At 72.1% G+C, this 16180-nt stretch carries 13 protein-coding genes; 7 read left to right on the forward strand and 6 right to left on the reverse strand.

Annotated elements, in window-relative coordinates; genetic code table 11:
- Positions 1-84: 84 nt before the first annotated feature.
- Positions 85-1164 carry a coiled-coil domain-containing protein gene (locus ACFP2T_RS02015; protein ID WP_377416606.1) on the reverse strand — a complete coding sequence of 360 codons (1080 nt, stop codon included), beginning with the start codon at positions 1162-1164 and terminating at the stop codon, positions 85-87.
- 19 nt (positions 1165-1183) lie between these two features.
- Complete coding sequence (locus ACFP2T_RS02020; RefSeq protein ID WP_377416608.1) at positions 1184-1813, reverse strand: MBL fold metallo-hydrolase; 630 nt, start codon at positions 1811-1813, stop codon at positions 1184-1186.
- Between the two features lie 135 nt (positions 1814-1948).
- On the opposite strand from ACFP2T_RS02020, the gene ACFP2T_RS02025 reads away from it, so the two are divergent.
- Positions 1949-2902, forward strand: a complete 954-nt coding sequence (locus tag ACFP2T_RS02025) for a DUF4349 domain-containing protein (protein WP_377416610.1) — start codon at positions 1949-1951, stop codon at positions 2900-2902.
- An 83-nt stretch (positions 2903-2985) separates the two neighbouring features.
- On the opposite strand, the gene ACFP2T_RS02030 is transcribed toward ACFP2T_RS02025, so the two are convergent.
- Positions 2986-4239 (reverse strand): amidohydrolase, encoded by a 1254-nt coding sequence (locus ACFP2T_RS02030; protein ID WP_377416612.1) that lies wholly within the window; start codon positions 4237-4239, stop codon positions 2986-2988.
- A gap of 461 nt (positions 4240-4700) precedes the next feature.
- The gene (locus ACFP2T_RS02035) at positions 4701-6284 is read right to left on the reverse strand and encodes an acyl-CoA mutase large subunit family protein (protein WP_377416614.1); all 1584 of its coding nucleotides are present in this window, start codon (positions 6282-6284) and stop codon (positions 4701-4703) included.
- Positions 6285-6532: 248 nt separating this feature from the next.
- On the opposite strand from ACFP2T_RS02035, the gene ACFP2T_RS02040 reads away from it, so the two are divergent.
- Together ACFP2T_RS02040 and ACFP2T_RS02045 are read left to right on the forward strand one after the other, a co-directional pair.
- Positions 6533-8503: a protein kinase domain-containing protein gene (locus ACFP2T_RS02040; protein ID WP_377416616.1), complete on the forward strand. Its 1971-nt coding sequence runs from the start codon at positions 6533-6535 to the stop codon at positions 8501-8503.
- Between the two features lie 65 nt (positions 8504-8568).
- Positions 8569-10263, forward strand: a complete 1695-nt coding sequence (locus ACFP2T_RS02045) for a phospho-sugar mutase (protein ID WP_377416618.1) — start codon at positions 8569-8571, stop codon at positions 10261-10263.
- A gap of 52 nt (positions 10264-10315) precedes the next feature.
- Here the strand turns inward: ACFP2T_RS02045 and ACFP2T_RS02050 are convergent, their stop codons facing one another.
- Both ACFP2T_RS02050 and upp read right to left on the reverse strand, forming a co-directional pair.
- Positions 10316-10993 carry a GOLPH3/VPS74 family protein gene (locus tag ACFP2T_RS02050; protein WP_377416620.1) on the reverse strand — a complete coding sequence of 226 codons (678 nt, stop codon included), beginning with the start codon at positions 10991-10993 and terminating at the stop codon, positions 10316-10318.
- Positions 10994-11150: 157 nt separating this feature from the next.
- Positions 11151-11783, reverse strand: coding sequence for a uracil phosphoribosyltransferase (gene upp / locus ACFP2T_RS02055; protein ID WP_377416622.1), 633 nt, complete (start codon positions 11781-11783; stop codon positions 11151-11153).
- Between the two features lie 130 nt (positions 11784-11913).
- Between upp and deoC the strand changes: the two genes are divergently transcribed.
- The 4 genes from deoC to ACFP2T_RS02075 are packed head-to-tail and all read left to right on the forward strand — an operon-like array spanning position 11914 to position 16110.
- Positions 11914-12984 (forward strand): deoxyribose-phosphate aldolase, encoded by a 1071-nt coding sequence (gene deoC / locus ACFP2T_RS02060; protein ID WP_377416624.1) that lies wholly within the window; start codon positions 11914-11916, stop codon positions 12982-12984.
- A 2-nt stretch (positions 12985-12986) separates the two neighbouring features.
- Entirely contained in the window at positions 12987-14417 is a 1431-nt protein-coding gene (locus ACFP2T_RS02065; RefSeq protein WP_377416626.1) for an aldehyde dehydrogenase family protein, read from the forward strand.
- Positions 14418-14433: 16 nt separating this feature from the next.
- Positions 14434-15276, forward strand: coding sequence for an aldehyde dehydrogenase family protein (locus tag ACFP2T_RS02070; protein WP_377417837.1), 843 nt, complete (start codon positions 14434-14436; stop codon positions 15274-15276).
- Positions 15277-15309: 33 nt separating this feature from the next.
- Positions 15310-16110 carry an AAC(3) family N-acetyltransferase gene (locus ACFP2T_RS02075; RefSeq protein ID WP_377416628.1) on the forward strand — a complete coding sequence of 267 codons (801 nt, stop codon included), beginning with the start codon at positions 15310-15312 and terminating at the stop codon, positions 16108-16110.
- The last annotated feature ends 70 nt before the right edge of the window (positions 16111-16180 follow it).

Consider the following 16180-nt stretch of genomic DNA (forward strand, 5'->3'; position numbering starts at 1 on the left):
ATCCGGGGTCGCGGGGACAGGTCCCGCGTCACCCGTTTGAGTCTGCCTGGCGTGCCGCCCTTTCGGCAGCCCCACCTCCTGCCGCTACGGTCCACTCTCCGCCGCCATCGCCTCCACGGCGGCCTCCACGTCGCCGACCCGTCGCCGGGCGGCAACCGCGCCGCGCTCGGCGGTCTTCCGGGCCAGCTTGCGCCGGCCGACCTCCCGCTCGGCGGCGGCACGCCGCCGCTCCAGATCGGCCAGCGTGGTTTCGATCTCGGCCAGTGTGGCGGCGCCGTCCCGCTCGGCCTCGGTGGCCCGGGCAAGCTCCGCCTCGGCCCGCTCCTGCCGGGTACGCGCGTCGGCCAGCGCCCGGTCGAGTGCCCGGCGCCGAGCGGCGCGGGCGGACTCCTCGGCCCGGACCGCCCGCTCGCTCCGTCCACCGCCCTTCGGTTCCGCGCCCCGCTCGCCAGGCTCCGCCGCCACCCGCTCGCCAGGCTCCGCCGCCACCCGTGCGCCAGGCTCCGCTGCCGGCCGCTCGCCAGGCTCCGCTGCCGGCCCCTTCCGCCCGGCCCGGCCCGGCGCGGTCACGCCCGGCCCGGCTCCGCCACCCTCGTCCGGCGCGACCTCGTCCAGCGCGGTTTCGTCGGGAGCGGCCTCGTCCGGGCCGCCGACGATCAACCGCAGGTTCGGGCGGGGCACCTCCCCGAACCCGGCGTAGCTGGCCGCCCGGACCAACCGGCCGGACCGGGCCTGCTCGGCGACGTCGACGTCGGAGAGCGCGGCGTTCAGCGTGGCCTCCACCTCGGCCAGCGGCAACTTCCCGGCCGCCAGCCGCGGATCCGCGGCCTGGGCCAACTCCCGGGCCTGGCCGACCAGTGCGGTCACCACGCCACGCCGCTGGGCGGACAACTCGCGCAGTCGCGGCCCGCGCAACTCCCGCTGGGCGGAGCGGAGCGCCGCGGAGAGTTCGACCAGCTCGGCCATCAGGTCCGGGCGCCGCAGGGCCAGCAGGTTCACCAGCCAGGCCGCCACGGTCGGCTTGCGTAGTTTGGCGATCTCCCGGGCTCCGGCGGCGTCACCGGCCGCCCGGGCCGCCCGGGCCGCCTCGGCACGGGCCGCGACGAATCCGTCCGGTGGTGCCGAGTAGAGCCGTTCGACGAGATCACGGGGCATGCCTGCCATCTTCGCGTCGCCGGTGCGCTCAGTCGACGGCTGTCCCGGGCGCCAGGCGGGCGTACTCGCAGTTGGCCAGGCGGGCCAGGCTTCCGTCGTACACCGCGAGTCCGGGGGCGGCGAGCAGTCCGTCGTGCAGGGCGTACGCCCGGCGCGGGTTCACCGCCCTTACGAAGTCGACGGACTCGGAGAGCTTGAGCCAGGGGCCGGAGATCGGCACGAACAGCGTGTCCACCTGCGCGCCCTCCGGTACGTCGAACGAGTCGCCGGGGTGGTACATCGAGTCGTTCACCAGGAAGCCGAGGTTGACCACCCGTGGCACCTCCGGATGGATCTCCGCGTGCCACCCCCCGTACGCGCGTACGGCGAACCCGGCCGCCTCGAAGGAGTCACCGGACTGGACGGTCCGCACCACGCCCTCCAGCGCGTCCAGTTTGGATGCCACGTCGGGGTGGGTGTACACGGTCACCGACGGGCGCTTGCCGAGCGCCTCGGCGAGGGCGTCCACGTCGAGATGGTCCACGTGCTCGTGGGTGATGAGTACCGCGTCCACGCCGTCCAGGGCGCCGCGCTCGGTGAGCGTACCGGGATCGATGACCAGCACCGCGCCGTCGTCCTCCACCCGTACGCAGGCATGGCCGTACTTGGTCAGTCGCATCGAGACTCCTCGGCTACCGAATCGTGATGTCCCAAGCGCAGTCTGCCGGAACCGGGACGACTTCGCGGCACGTCTGACGGAACGCCTCGACGGGGCAGGGAGAGCGGAGGGGACATGAGCGGGCGGAGCGGAACCATGACCAGGTCCGGACGGTCCATCGCGGGACTTCTCGGCGCGGTGGCGGTGACGGCCGGGCTGGCGCTGGCCGGCTGTGGCGCCGACGACAGCGGCGACACGCAGAGCACGTCGAACGGTGCGGCGGCCCCGGCGGCGGAGGAACCGGCGGTGGCGAAGGACGAGTCCGCTGCGCAGCAGGGCGTGGGGCTGCTCGGCCAGCCGGTCCAGGATCCGGCGACCGACCCGGGGCTCGGCCAACGGGCCATCGTCTACACCGGCTCCATCACCGTGCGGGTGGAGGACGTCGACGGGAAGGCCGCCGAGGCGGCGAGGATCGCGACCGGCGCGGGAGGATTCGTCGGCGGCGACAACCGGAGCAGCGACGAGTCGGCCGCCGAGGCGACCCTGCAACTGCGGGTCCCGGCCGACCGGTTCGCCGCCGTGGTGGACCAGCTCGCCGGGCTGGGCGACACGGTGCGACGGGACATCAAGACCGACGACGTCACCGAGGAGACCCTGGACCTGGACGCCCGGATCGCCACCCAGAAGGCCAGGGTGGACAGCGGCCGGCGGCTGCTGGCCCAGGCGAAGTCCCTGACCGACCTGGTGATGCTGGAGGGCGAACTGGCCAAGCGGGAGGCGGACCTGGCCTCGTTGGAGGCGAAGAAGCGCCGGCTGGCCGACCTGACCGCGCTGTCGACCATCACCGCCATCCTGCTCGGCCCGAACGCGCAGGAGGACGACGAGCCGGCGACCGGGTTCCTGGCCGGTCTGAAGGGCGGTTGGGAGGCGTTCGTCGCCTCGCTGCGGGTCCTGCTGACCGTACTGGGCGCGCTGCTGCCCTGGGCCATCGCGATGGGTCTGCCGGTGCTCGGGGTGTTCTGGCTGGTCCGGCGGCTACGCGCACGGCGGTCCGGGCCGGTCCCGACCGCGCCCTCGGTCCCGGCCCAGGTCCCGGCCTCGACCCGCTGACCGGGGCGCCGCGCCGCGCGCGGATGCCGGTGTCGGGTGGCCCACCACCCGGCACCGGCCCACGTCCACTGGTCGGCCGGACGCTACTCGGCCAGCGCCTTGAGCGCGGTCTGCAGCAGGACCCGTACCCCCACCGGAATGGCCCGCTCGTCGACGTCGAACGCCGCCCGGTGCAGGTCGACGTTGGCCGCCGTCCGGCCCACGCCGAGCCGGGCCAGCGCCCCGGGTACGTGTTCCAGGTACCAGGAGAAGTCCTCGCCCCCCATGCTCTGCGGGGTTTCCGCGATCCCGGCGGGGCCGGCGGCGCCCGCCGTGGCGGCCGTCAGCACCCGGATGGCCCGGGCGTCGTTGACCACCGGCGGTCGCCCCCGCAGGTATTCGACGTCGACGGTGGCACCGGTCGGTGCGATCACGTCCCGGACCACCTGGGCCACGATCTTGGGCGCCAGTTCCCAGGTGTCGCGGTCGAGCACCCGGAGTGTTCCGGCCGCCATCGCCTCGTTCGGGATCACGTTGTACTGGGTACCGGCCGACGCCTGTCCGAAGACGAGCAGCAGCCCGCTGTTCGCCGGCACCCGCCGGTTGACCAGCGCCGGCACCTCGGTGACCAACCGGCCCAGCGCGTCGACCAGGTCGACGGTCAGGTGTGGGCGGGCGGTGTGGCCGCCCGGACCGGTCAGCCGGACGGTGATGTTGTCCGCCGCCGCCGTGATCGGCCCGACCCGCAGCCCGACCTGCCCGACCGGCAGGTTGGGGTCGCAGTGCAGGGCGAAGATCTGGGTGACGTCGGTCAGGCCGCCGGCCTCGATGACCTCCAGCGAGCCGCAGGGCAGGATCTCCTCGGCCGGCTGGAAGATCAGCCGGACCCGACCGTCCAACTGACCACGTTGGGCAAGTTGGGCAAGCAGCAGACCGACACCGAGCACGATCGTGGTGTGTACGTCGTGCCCACAGGCGTGGCAGACTCCCTCCACAGTGGACCGGTACGGGACGTCCTTGGCATCGGTCAGCGGAAGCGCGTCGAGATCGGCGCGGAGCGCGACCACCGGACCGTCGGGCCGCCCGTCGATGTCGCAGATCACCCCGTTCCCCTTGGGCAGCAGGCGCGGCACGAGACCGGCGACCGCGAGTTCCCGGGCGATCAGCTCGGCGGTGTTGAACTCCTGCCCGGACAGTTCCGGATGGGCGTGCAGGAACCGGCGGGTCGCGATGAGCTCGGGCAGCCGGAAGTCCAGTGCCTGGTCGAGCCCGAAGGGCAGGGGCTCCGCCCCGGGCGCCGCCTCGGATTCCGACGACGCCGGCTCGCTGCCGGTCGGCAGTTGCAACGCACTCGTCACGTCGATTTCTCGATCACTGTGGATGGGATGGGACTCGGACAGCCTAGACCGACGACGGTGACGCTGCGCAACCTCGTTCTGGTAGCGGTCAGACAGCACAGCGTCACGTAATCCCAGGTAGGAGCGTTCGGCAGCGTACGGAGCGCTACCTACCCCACCATCAGACGCCGCCATCTGTCCCACACCTCCTACAACGCGTGACGGTTTCGCCGGTCACGATCGCGGCTCCCAGCAGCGGCGCCGCCAGCCCGAATGGTCGCATCATCCGGCCACCTTCGGGTCTGAACGGCAATCGATCACCTTCGTGCGGGGTGGCGGGGATCCCAGGGTGACAGAAGGTGTCAGATCGACCACGCACAGCGTGTCCGTCGGCGTACCAGTCGAACCCATCTGTTTCCGATACCCGGAAACCGCTCCGACATTCCCGACCACCGGCAGCCGCCCGGGTCGTCGAAGCGACCTCAGAACCGGTCGCTCGGCCGGTACGTCCCCCAGACCTCCCGCAGCACGCCGCAGACCTCCCCTACGGTGGCCCGGGCCCGCAGCGCCTCCCGCATCGGGTAGAGCACGTTCTCCGTACCCGACGCCGCGGTCCGCAGGTCGGTCAGGGCGCGCTCGACGGCGCCCGCGTCCCGATCGGCCCGCAGCCGCGCCAACCGAGCCGCCTGGGCCGCCTCGATGGCCGGATCGACCCGCAGCGGCTCGTACGGCTCCTCCTCGTCGACGGTGAAGCGGTTGAGCCCGACCACCACCCGGTCGCCGGAGTCGATCTCCTGCGCGATCCGGTACGCCGAGGTCTCGATCTCGCGCTTCTGGAAGCCCGCCTCGATCGCGTCGACCGCCGAGCCGTACCCGGCGACGCGGTCCATCAGCTCCCGTACCCCTGCCTCGATCTCGTCGGTCATCGCCTCCACGACGTACGAGCCGGCGAACGGGTCGACCGTGGCGGTCAGGTCCGTCTCGTACGCGAGCACCTGCTGGGTACGCAGGGCCAGCCGGGCCGCCTTCTCGGTGGGCAGCGCGATCGCCTCGTCGAAGCTGTTCGTGTGCAGCGACTGGGTTCCGCCGAGCACGGCGGCCAGACCCTGCACGGCGACCCGGACCAGGTTCACCTCGGGCTGCTGGGCGGTGAGCTGCACCCCGGCCGTCTGGGTGTGGAAGCGCAGCATCAGCGACTTCGGATTCTCGGCACCGAACTCGTCCCGCATCAGGTTGGCCCAGATCCGGCGGGCGGCCCGGAACTTCGCCACCTCCTCCAGCAGGGTGGTCCGGGCCACGAAGAAGAACGACAGCCGGGGCGCGAAGTCGTCGACCGCGAGCCCGGCGGCGAGCGCGGCGCGGACGTAGGAGATGCCGTTGGCCAGGGTGAAGGCGATCTCCTGCACCGGAGTCGCCCCCGCCTCAGCCATGTGGTAACCGGAGATGGAGATGGTGTTCCACCTCGGCACCTCCTTGCGGCAGTACGCGAAGGTGTCCGCCACCAACCGCAGCGAAGGCTTGGGCGGGAAGATGTACGTGCCCCGGGCGATGTACTCCTTGAGGATGTCGTTCTGGATGGTGCCGTTGAGCGCCGTACCGGCCACCCCGGACTCCTCCGCCACGAGTTGGTACAGCAGCAGCAGGACCGATCCCGGCGCGTTGATGGTCATCGAGGTGGAGACCCGGTCCAACGGAATGCCGTCGAAGAGCGTGCGCATGTCCTCGACGGAGTCGATCGCGACACCCACCTTGCCGACCTCGCCGTGCGCGATCGGGTGGTCGGAGTCGTACCCCATCTGGGTGGGCAGGTCGAAGGCGACGGAGAGTCCCATGGTGCCGGCGGCGAGCAGTTGGTGGTAGCGCGCGTTGGACTCGGCGGCGGTGCCGAACCCGGCGTACTGGCGCATGGTCCACGGCCGGGAGGTGTACATCGTCGGGTAGACGCCCCGGGCGTACGGGAACGTCCCCGGCGCACCGAGGCGGGCGTCCAGGCCCTCCGGTACGTCGGCGGCGTCGTAGACCGCCTTGATCGGGAAACCCGACTCGCTCGACCGACCTTCACTCATGACCCGCATGGTAGATCCCAGCATCTGGATCGCCGACGGATGCCGGTTCCCGGAGCGCGGAGCGGGTTCGCGGACGAGTGAGTGAGCCGGCACTGGGCGTCGAGAAAACCCCCACTACCAGTGAGCAGGCAGACACGTACGGTCGAGTTCTGTGAGACTCTGGCGGTTGTCTTTCCCTTCTGCGGTCGGAACCCGCAATATAGGGGGGTTCTGTCCTGTGCCCCCTCGATTCTCTCGGTGGCTTTTCTGTGACTCAGATCCCGACGTGGAGTGGCGGACCGGCCAATCCCACCAACGGACGTGCGGCACCCGGCATCACCATCGGCGGTCGGTACTCGTTGCGGGCGGCGGTCGGCCACGGCGGCATGGGCACGGTGTGGCGCGCGGCCGACACCCTGCTGCGCCGCGACGTGGCCGTGAAGGAGGTCGTGCTCCCACCCGGGCTGGCCCCGACCGACCGCGACGCGATGTACGAGCGCACGCTCCGCGAGGCCCGGGCCGCAGCCGCCCTCCAGCACCCGGCGGTGGTGCAGGTCTACGACGTGGTGACCGAGGGCGGGCGGCCCTGGATCGTGATGGAGCTGCTCGACGCGCGCAGCCTCGCCGACATGGTCATCGAGGACGGGCCGCTGGCTCCGCGCGCCGTCGCCAAGATCGGAATCGCCCTGCTCGGCGCCCTGGAGGTGGCCCACGCGATCGGGGTGCTGCACCGGGACGTGAAACCGGCGAACGTGTTGATCTGCTCCGACGGGCGGTGCGTGCTCACCGACTTCGGCGTGGCCCGGATGCCGACCGACGTCCAGCTCACCACTCCCGGCATGGTGCTCGGCTCGCCACACTTCATCTCGCCGGAGCGGGCCATGGGCCACGACTTCGGCCCGCCCAGTGACCTCTTCTCGCTCGGCGTGACGCTCTACACGGCGGTGGAGGGCCGACCGCCGTTCGACAAGGGCGACCCGATCGAGACGATGCACGCGGTGGTCGAGGACCCGCCCGCGCCACCGGTCCGGTCCGGGGCACTGACCGGGGTCCTGCTCGGTCTCCTGGAGAAGGACCCGTCCCGCCGGCTCGACGTCAACCGGTCCCGCACCATGCTGCGGGAACTCCTGGCCGGTCCGTTGGCGAGCAACCCGGCCGGGCACCTGATGACCGACCCGTACGCGGTGGTCCCGCCCCAGCGCTCCCCGTGGCAGCAGCCGGCGGCTTCGCAGCAGCAGGCCACGCAGCAGCAGGCGGCCGCGCAGCAGGCGAACCGGTCCCAACCCGCGACCAACGGGGAGATCGGCGGGCGGGCCATGCTCGCTCCCGGCGAGTCGTTGGCCGACCGGCTGGCCCGGAACGCCCGCGACGCCGCCGCCTCGGCCCGACCGCCGGTGGGCGGCCCGAACCCGATGGACACGCCGACCGGCGCCATGCCACACGCCGCCGGCGGCCGACGTGGCGGCCAGACCCACGGCGGACACGGCGGCCCACTCGACACGCCGACCGGCGCCATGCCCGGCCAGGGTGGCCGGGCCGGCACCGTGCACACGGCCAGCGGCGGCGGCGTGGGCCGCACCTTCTCCGGGGCCCGCCAGGCCAGCGGCAGCCTGGTGCAGACGGTCAAGGGCTGGCCCCGCAAGGTGCAGCTCGCGGCGGCGGGCGGGGTGGCGGCAGTGCTGCTGATCAGCATCGTGGCGCTCTCGCTGGGCGGTGGCGACGACCCCGAGGGCACGACGACGCCGCCTCCGCAGGCCGGTAGCAGCCCCGGAGCGGCGGTACCGGCGGCGTTCGCCACAAAGCCACACGCCGAACGCGGCGTCTCGATCAACGTTCCGAAGGACTGGAGGAAGGCGACCCCGAAGAAGGCCGTCTATATCGACTACACCGACCCGGACGGCAGCGGTCGACGGGTACGGGTCCTGGTCGAGGACTTCAAGGGCGACGAGTCGCGCCGCTGGGCGGAGATCGCCGAGAACGGGTTGAGGTCGAGCAAGACCTGCGCCAAGCCCTATCAGCAACTGGGACTGACCGACGAGGAACTGGGCGGCAAACCCGCCGCCCAACTGGAGTACACCTGCGGTCCCGACGGTCAGCAACGGCACGGCATCTGGCGGGGAACCGTCCAGGGCGGCAAGGTGTACTCGTTCTACCTCACCACCCCCAGTGACCGGTTCGACGAGAGCAAGGCGATCTTCGACGAGATGGTCCGGTCCTTCAAGCTCACCTCCACCAGCTGACCGCAGCCGGCCGAGGCCGGGGGCCGGGGGGCGGTGCCGTCCGGTCGGCGTGCTATCACAGTCCGATGGCGGCAGAACCAAACCAGCGGCAGGCACCCCCCGACGAGCTGGCCGAATTGCGTGGCCGGGCCCAGGCCTGGCTCGACGACGACCCCGACCCGGCGACCCGGGACGAACTGCGGGGCGTACTCGACCGGTTGCCGGCGAGCGCGGCCGAACTGGCGGACCGGTTCGCCGGGCCACTGACCTTCGGCACCGCCGGGCTCCGTGGACCGATGCGGGCCGGGCCCAACGGGATGAACCTGGCCGTGGTCACCCAGGCCGCGGCCGGGCTGGTCGGCTGGCTCGCCGCCCAGGACGCCGCCGGCCCACTGCTGATCGGGTACGACGCCCGGCACGGCTCGAAGGCGTTCGCCGAGCGGACCGCCCGGGTGGCCACCGGGGCGGGACGGCCGGCGCTGGTGCTCCCCCGGCCCCTGCCCACCCCGATCCTCGCGTACGCCGTCCGGGCCCTCAAGGCAGTCGCCGGGGTGATGGTCACCGCCAGCCACAACCCGCCACAGGACAACGGCTACAAGGTCTATCTCGGTGCCGAACTCGGCGGTCCCCTGGGCGCGGGCGCCCAGATCGTGCCGCCGGTCGACGCCGAGATCGAGCAGGCGATCCGAGCGGTCGGGCCGCTGGCGGCGGTGCCGCTGGCTCACCCCGGCGAGGTGCTCGGTGACGAGGTCGTGACGGCCTACGTCCAGGAGACCGCGGCACTGGTCGACCAGCGGTCGTCCCGCGATCTCCGCATCGCGTACACGCCGCTGCACGGGGTGGGCGCGGCGGTGTTCACCTCGGTATTCGCCCGAGCCGGCTTCGCCATCCCCGGGGTGGTGCCAGAGCAGGCCGAACCCGATCCGAACTTCCCGACCGTCCCGTTCCCGAACCCGGAGGAACCGGGCGCCACCGACCGGCTGCTCGCGCTGGCCCGGACCATCGACGCCGACATCGCGATCGCGAACGACCCGGACGCCGACCGGTGCGCCGTGGCGATCCCCGACCCGGCGCGCGGCTGGCGGATGCTGCACGGCGACGAGGTGGGCGTACTGCTGGCCGACCATCTCATCTCCCGGGGACAGGCCGGACTCTTCGCCACCACGATCGTCTCCTCGTCCATGCTGCGTGCCGTCTGCGAGGCGGACGGCCTGCCGTACGCGGAGACGCTCACCGGGTTCAAGTGGATCGTCCGGGCCGAGGCGGCCGACGGCGAGCCCCTGCGGTACGGCTACGAGGAGGCCCTGGGCTACTGCGTCTCCCCCGAACATGTCCGGGACAAGGACGGGATCAGCGCGGCACTCATGTTCGCCGAACTCGCGGCGGGGCTGAAGGCGCGGGGGCTCACCGTGGCACACCGGCTCGACGAACTGGCCCGCGCGCTCGGCGTGTACCTGACCGACCAGCTCTCGGTCCGGGTCGACGACCTGAGCGAGATCGGGACCACGATGGCGTACATCCGGTCCAAGACCCCGAAGACCCTGCTCGACGAGCCGGTGACCTCGGTGGAGGACCTCGCCCCGACGGCGGACGTGCTGATCCTGCGTACCGGCTCGGCCCGGGTGGTGGTCCGGCCGTCCGGAACCGAGCCCAAGCTGAAGGCGTACCTCGAAGTGGTGGAACCGGTCGTCGACGACGACGTGGCGGCGGCCCGGGAACGCGCCGCCGCGTCGGTCCGCGCGCTGCGGACCGAGACCGCCGCAGCCCTGGGCATCTGGTAGCCCCTCGCGCCGGCCCGTCCGACGGACGGGCCGGTACGTGGTTCGGCGGCGGTCAGGCCCGGGTGCCCAGGGCTGTCTGGATGGCCCGGGAGAGCGCCGCGATCACCAGCGCCACGGACGGCCGGATCGTGGACTCCTCCAGGCCGCCCCCGTCGGTGAAGCCCGCACCCCGGGCGATCTCCGCCAGCCGCTTCTGGGCGTCCTCGGCCGCCGGCCCGGTCAGTCCCAGGTTCGGCTGCACCCGGATCGCCGCCATCACGGCCGCGAGCGCGGCGGTCCGCTCGTCCGGCACCCGCTCCCCGGTCAACGCGTCGGCAAGCCGACCACGGATCTCGGCCTCCACTGACGGGTCGAGCACCGGATAGCGGTGGATGTGGATGTAGCCGAGTTCGGTCTCGTCGACGTCGCTGATCACCCCTCGCTCACAGAGCCCGCCGAGGATCCGGTCGCGCAGCCCGTGACGCAGCCGCTGCACCCACGACGCCGGGGTGTGTGGGGTGTCGGCGGCGATCCGGGCGAGGACGGCGTCGGCGATCGGATCGCCGATCGGCGTGGCGTCGGTGGCCACGATCGAGCCGTCGGAGAAGGCGACCCGGCCGGCGAGCGCCAGATCGACCAGCACGGCCGCGGCCATTCCCAGGTCGAGTCCGATCCGTGACCCGGTCGCCTTGCCGGATTTATCGTCGTAGCCGAGTAGCAGCAACTCCTCGGCCAACCCAACACCAGTCATGGCCGGAGACGGTAGCCGTTTCGCGCCAGTCGCGCATGCGTCCCGGCCGGCGGTGTCACGTCCGTGGTTGATCCGGCCGTTCGGGCCACCCCGGAAGAGGTTGATGTCGATCACCGGGTGACCGCCGACGAGTCGGTCGGTCGTCCCCGTTGGTTGGTCAGAACCGGGGCATTCCGCCGAACTGCCGGTCACCCGCGTCGCCGAGCCCCGGCACGATGAACATCTTGTCGTTGAGCTGCTCGTCGATCGCGGCGGTCACCAGGCGCAGCGGCAGCCCGGAGCGCTCCAGCCGGGCGATGCCGTCCGGCGCGGCCAGTACGCAGAGCACGGTGATGTCGGTGCAGCCCCGGTCGGCGAGCAGCCGGCAGCAGTGCTCCAGCGATCCGCCGGTGGCCAGCATCGGGTCCAGCACCAGCACCGGTCGACCGGTCAGATCGGTGGGCAGCGACTCCATGTAGGCGCGCGGCTCGTACGTGTGCTCGTCGCGGGCCAGCCCGACGAAGCCCATCGACGACTCGGGCAGCAGGGCCAACGCCGAGTCGGCCATGCCCAGCCCGGCCCGGAGCACCGGGACCAGCAGCGGCGGGTTCGCCAGCCGGATCCCCTCGGTGGGCGCCACCGGAGTGTCGATCGGGAAGCGTTCGACCGGCAGCGACCGCGCGGCCTCGTACACCAGCATGGTGGTGAGTTCGTGCAGTGCGGCCCGGAACGACGCCGAGTCGGTCCGGGCATCACGCATCACGGTCAGCCGCGTCTGGGCCACGGGATGGTCTACGACGAGTACGTCCACGGTCGCTCAACCTACTAGCAACCGTCGCCCGGCCGAATCCGGCGGTCGCCACCCGGCTACCGACGGGCACCGGCCGGCACCCGACTATGGCCAAGATCACACGGGCGTACCGGTGCGTAGACTTGCCGGCATGACGGCGACAACGACGTCGGCCCGGTCCGACCTGTCCGAGGTGGGGCGTTCCGAGGCGACCCTGCGGACCTTCCTGCACGGCCTGCCCGGGGTGGACCAGGTCGGCGCGGAGCAGCGGGCGGCGATGCTCGGCACCCGCTCCATCAAGACCACCGCCAAGGCGTGGGCGATCGATCTGGCGATCCGGATGGTCGACCTGACGACGTTGGAGGGCGCCGACACGCCGGGCAAGGTCCGCGCGCTGGCCGCCAAGGCGCTGCGTCCGGACCCGGCAGACCCGTCGTGCCCGGCCGTCGCCGCGCTCTGCGTCTATCCGACGATGGTTCCGGTGGCCGCATCCGCGCTCTGGGGTGCCGCGAGCGGTCTGGGCCGCCCGACCACCGGTGGGAGCCGGATGGGCCTGCTCGGCGAGCCCGTCGACGGCGGGGGCCCGGCGGCCGGTGGGCCTCCGGTCGGCGGCACCGGCCGGGTGCACCTGGCCAGCGTCGCGACGGCGTTCCCGTCCGGACAGGCGCCACTGGAGGTCAGGCTCGCCGACACCCGGGCCGCGGTGGCCGGCGGGGCGGACGAGATCGACATGGTGATCAGCCGGGGTGCCTTCCTCTCCGGCCGCTACCAGCAGGTCTACGACGAGATCGTCGCGGTGAAGGCGGCCTGTGGCGACGCCCACCTCAAGGTCATCCTGGAGACCGGCGAGCTGGCCACCTACGACAACGTCCGGCGGGCCTCCTGGCTGGCGATGCTGGCCGGCGCCGACTTCATCAAGACCTCGACCGGCAAGGTGCCGGTGGCGGCCACCCTGCCGGTGACCCTGGTGATGCTGGAGGCGGTACGCGACTTCCGGGAGGCCACCGGCCGGCAGGTCGGGGTCAAGCCGGCGGGCGGCATCAAGACCACCAAGGACGCCGTCAAGTACCTGGTGCTGGTGAACGAGACCGCAGGCGAGGACTGGCTGCACCCGGACTGGTTCCGGTTCGGCGCCTCCAGCCTGCTCAACGACCTGCTGATGCAGCGCACCAAGCTGACCACCGGCGTCTACTCCGGTCCCGACTACTTCACCCTGGACTGACGATGTTCGAATACGCTCCCGCCCCTGAGTCCCGCTCGGTGGTCGACCTCAAACCGTCGTACGGGCTGTTCATCGGCGGTGACTTCGTCGAGCCCGGCGACGGCGGTTCGTTCAAGTCGATCAACCCCGCCTCCGAGGAGGTGCTGGCCGAGGTCGCCGAGGCCGGACCCGGCGACGTCGACCGGGCGGTCCGGGCCGCGCGGCGGGCGTACGACGAGGTGTGGGGGCCGATGCCCGGACGGGACCGGGCGAAGTACCTGTTCCGGATCGCCCGGATCATCCAGGAGCGCGCCCGCGAACTGGCCGTACTGGAGTCGCTGGACAACGGCAAGCCGATCCGGGAATCCCGGGACGTCGACATTCCGCTGGTCGCGGCGCACTTCTTCTACTACGCCGGCTGGGCCGACAAGCTCGGCCACGCCGGCCTGGGCAGCGACCCCCGCCCGCTGGGCGTGGCCGGTCAGGTCATCCCGTGGAACTTCCCGCTGCTGATGCTCGCCTGGAAGATCGCCCCGGCGCTGGCCACCGGCAACACCGTGGTGCTCAAGCCGGCCGAGACCACGCCGCTCACCGCGCTGCTCTTCGCGGAGATCTGCCAGCAGGCCGACCTGCCGCCCGGAGTGGTCAACATCGTCACCGGGGCCGGCGCGACCGGGCAGGCGCTGGTCGAGCACGACGGCGTGGCCAAGGTCGCGTTCACCGGCTCCACCGACGTCGGCCGGCAGATCGCCCGGTCGGTGGCCGGCACGCGCAAGAGGCTCACCCTCGAACTCGGCGGTAAGGCGGCGAACATCGTCTTCGACGACGCGCCGGTCGACCAGGCCGTCGAGGGCATCGTCAACGGCATCTTCTTCAACCAGGGCCACGTCTGCTGCGCCGGCTCCCGGCTGCTGGTCCAGGAATCGGTGTACGACGAGGTGCTCGCCGGGCTCAAGCGGCGGATGGCCCAGCTACGGGTCGGTGACCCGCTGGACAAGAACACCGACGTCGGCGCGATCAACTCGGCCGCCCAACTCGAGCGGATCCGCACGCTGACCGAGATCGGGTCGGCCGAGGGCGCCGAACGGTGGTCCCCGCCGTGTGAACTGCCGGACCGGGGGTTCTGGTTCGCCCCGACGATCTTCACCGGAGTCAGCCAGACCCACCGGATCGCCCGGGACGAGATCTTCGGACCGGTGCTGTCGGTACTGACCTTCCGGACCCCCGCCGAGGCGGTGGAGAAGGCCAACAACACCCCGTACGGGCTGTCGGCCGGGATCTGGACCGACAAGGGCTCCCGGATCCTGTGGATGGCCGACCGGCTCCGGGCCGGCGTGGTGTGGGCCAACACGTTCAACAAGTTCGACCCCACCTCGCCGTTCGGCGGGTTCAAGGAGTCGGGCTACGGCCGGGAGGGCGGCCGGCACGGGCTGGAGGCGTACCTCGATGTCTGACGGTGGCGGTGGCGGGATGGTTGACGGCGGCGGTCGGCCGGAGCGGGTCGACGTGCGGAAGACGTACAAGCTCTTCATCGGCGGGAAGTTCCCGCGCAGCGAGTCGGGACGGTCGTATCCGGTGCAGAACTCGAACGTGGCGCTCGCCTCCCGCAAGGACGTCCGGGACGCGGTGCTGGCGGCCCGGGCGGCTGTCAAGGGCTGGTCGGGCACGACCGCGTACAACCGGGGTCAGGTCCTCTACCGGGTCGCGGAGATGCTGGAGGGGCGACGGGACCAGTTCGTCGGGCTCGGTGTGCCGGCCGCCGAGGTGGACGAGGCGATCGACCGCTGGGTCTGGTACGCCGGCTGGTCCGACAAGATCACCCAGGTGTACGGCAACGCGAACCCGGTCGCCGGCCCCTACTTCAATCTGTCCGCGCCGGAGCCGACCGGAGTGGTCGGGGTGCTCGCCCCCGCCGAACCGGCGCTGCTCGGGCTGGTCAGCGTCGTGGCACCGGCAATCGTCACCGGCAACACCGTGGTGGTGCTGGTCGCCGACACCAGCCCGCTGCCGGCGATCACCCTGTCCGAGGTGCTCGCCACCTCGGACCTGCCCGGCGGGGTGGTCAACCTGCTGACCGGCCGCCCGACCGAGACCGGGTCCTGGCTGGCCGGGCACATGGACGTGAACGCGCTCGACCTGACCGGCGTCACCGACCCGGAGTTCGGCGCCGAACTGGAGCGGGCCGCCGCCGGAAACCTCAAGCGCGTCCTTCGGCCCCCGGCCGGGCCGGTCGACTGGGCCGCCGACCCCGGCATCGGCCGGATGACCGCCTTCCTGGAGACCAAGACGGTCTGGCACCCCAAGGGCATCTGACGGTCAGTGTCGTTTCTGGCACACTCCGGTCGCATGACCGAGCCGGTGCCACAGACCCGGAGCAGTCTCGTCCGGGACCTTCGCGCCCTGGGCGTACGCCCGGGGGCCACCCTCCTGCTGCACGCGTCGCTCCGATCCCTCGGCTGGGTCTGCGGCGGCGCCCCGACGGTGGTCCGGGCCCTGCTCGACGTGCTGGGTGACGGCGGGACGCTGGTCGTACCGGCGTTCAGCCGGGAAAACCGCGACCCGTCCCGGTGGTCCCACAACCGGGTACCGGAGGTGTGGTGGCCGGCGATCCGCGCCGAGCTTCCGGCGTTCGACCCGGCCGTGACACCCTGCCGCGAGCTGGGACTGATCGCCGAGACGGTCCGGACCTGGCCTGGCGCCTTCCGCAGCGGCCATCCGCAGACCTCGTTCGCCGCGGTCGGCGCCCGGGCCCGGGAGTTGACCGCCCGGCATCCGATCACCTCGGAACTCGGCCCGGAGTCGCCGCTGGGCGCGATCGAGGCGGCCGGGGGTGACACGTTGCTGCTCGGCGTTGGATACGACAAGTGCACCGCGTTCCATTTGGCGGAGTACCGCCTGCCCGGGCTGGGGCGGCGGCCGAACCGGTGCGTGGTGCTGGCGCCAGAGGGCCGGCGGTGGACGACATACCAGGCGGCCACCCTGGACGACGGCGACTTCATGGAGCTCGGACAGACTTTCGAATCGACCTCGGCGAAAATCGTGCGGATCGGCGGCGTGGGCGGTGGGGAGGCCCGGCTGTTCTCCGTCAACGCGGCGGTCGCGTTCGCGGCCACCTGGCTAGCCCTCCATCGCGGCGTCGCCGGATAGGTGATCTCCGTTGACGGGGCGGCGCGCCGATGGACCGCTTGGAGATCAAGGAAGTACCCTCGGGATCCGT

Origin of the sequence: Plantactinospora solaniradicis (genome assembly GCF_042658085.1) — a bacterium.
GTDB classification, from domain to species: Bacteria; Actinomycetota; Actinomycetes; order Mycobacteriales; family Micromonosporaceae; genus Plantactinospora; species Plantactinospora solaniradicis.